The following is a 433-nucleotide window of genomic DNA, read 5'->3' on the forward strand; positions in this document are numbered from 1 at the left end:
GTGGAATCGGCCGTGCTTGCCAGTGAGATTACAACATATAATCAGGGGATTGCACAGCAGATAGGGAACAAATTACCTCACGCTTCGCTCTCCTATGTATCACATGAGGAATTCAAAAAGCTGACCGGGCATGCGAAAGCTGTTATCCGGACAGGGGAAGCTACGCCATATGCAAATATTATTTTGACATCCGGCGTGATCTTTTAAACAAAAGGGTGTTGCAGAATGAACACGCTAATTGAAATGACAGGCATTACTAAATCATTTGGAAAAGTACATGTACTTAAAGACGTATCGTTTTCGCTAAAAAAAGGTGAAATTCACGCGCTGATGGGTGAGAATGGAGCGGGGAAATCTACCTTAATGAAAATTCTTACCGGAATTTATCAGAAGGATGCGGGGGCTATTCGTGTGCGCGGGCAAGAGATGAGCA

2 protein-coding genes are annotated in these 433 nt (G+C 43.9%); both read left to right on the forward strand.

Annotated features, from left to right (window positions below):
• Positions 1-207: RbsD/FucU domain-containing protein (locus LKX83_RS31885; RefSeq protein WP_304518361.1), on the forward strand; the 207-nt coding region annotated here is incomplete at its 5' end.
• An 18-nt stretch (positions 208-225) separates the two neighbouring features.
• Positions 226-433 (forward strand): ATP-binding cassette domain-containing protein (locus LKX83_RS31890; protein ID WP_227887277.1); only part of this gene is annotated, 208 nt, incomplete at its 3' end.

Origin of the sequence: Cohnella baijiui (assembly GCF_020731285.1) — a bacterium.
Lineage (GTDB): Bacteria > Bacillota > Bacilli > Paenibacillales > Paenibacillaceae > Cohnella.